Origin of the sequence: Gemmobacter nanjingensis, assembly GCF_014652195.1 — a bacterium.
Taxonomy (GTDB): Bacteria; Pseudomonadota; Alphaproteobacteria; order Rhodobacterales; family Rhodobacteraceae; genus Gemmobacter; species Gemmobacter caeni.
Window position 1 is genome coordinate 1 of the sequence record NZ_BMYI01000081.1, and the last position, 902, is coordinate 902.

The 902-nt window shown below is 50.8% G+C and carries 2 pseudogenes; one reads left to right on the forward strand and one right to left on the reverse strand.

Going from position 1 to position 902, the window contains the following annotated elements:
* Positions 1 to 108 (forward strand): annotated as a pseudogene (locus IE126_RS26225) (IS481 family transposase); the annotation flags it as partial.
* Between the two features lie 686 nt (positions 109 to 794).
* On the opposite strand, the pseudogene IE126_RS26230 reads toward IE126_RS26225, so the two are convergent.
* Positions 795 to 902: pseudogene (locus IE126_RS26230) on the reverse strand (IS481 family transposase); the annotation flags it as partial.

Below are 902 nucleotides of genomic sequence, written 5' to 3' on the forward strand. Positions count from 1 at the left end.
TCAGCCCTGAAGGGCAGAACGCCCATCGCCGCCCTCAAGGACTGGCAACGCCAAAGGCCCGAGCTGTTCAGGAAGCGCGTCTACAATCACACGGGATGCGACACATAGAGAGGTCTCCCAAGATCAAAATGCCGGCCGCGTCTCAGACTGGATCTCGAAAATAGAGCGAAATTGCCCAATAAAGCGTAACTATCTATCGGGTGCAGACTGGCCTTGGATAGAGGAGGTACTGAGAAGTCGAAAAGTCCAGCCATTCAGGGGCGACTGGCGGGCGGCGTATGTATTCCTACTTAAAGGAGTAGAGCAAGGAGACCCCGACTTTAGTGTCATCAGGAGTATACTGCGGCCAATATATGCATCTATTAACATCTCTGACCTCATAAATCTAATTATTTCCGCTTATGAGGGACGTGCGGCAGCTTTCTCTTATTTCTTCTTGTCACCCCAAAACTTACTGCTCATGGAAATGTCATTCAACGAAATTGATGCCATGGCTGGAAGGATCTCAGCGCTGGAGGAATGCATTAGGCGCTATGGGTTCTGCGAAACGGTGACTGAGGATGTCTACCTTGATGAAATCCGCGCGCTGGAGTCCGCAATTCTCTATAACAGCATAACATCATCCCAGTTTGAAGTGCCGTGGCAATCATTTTCCAACGAGATGATGATCAGGACCAAGGATATATACGAAGCCTCAATCGAGCTGACACAAAGAAATGAAGGTGGCGCGTTTCCTGCTGGAGCGTCGGAGACAGAGAACACAGTAACGTTTCCAAATGGGGTTTCAAATAAGGTTACCTGTCGCATCCCGTGTGATTGTAGACGCGCTTCCTGAACAGCTCGGGCCTTTGGCGTTGCCAGTCCTTGAGGGCGGCGATGGGCGTTCTGCCCTTCAGGGCTGA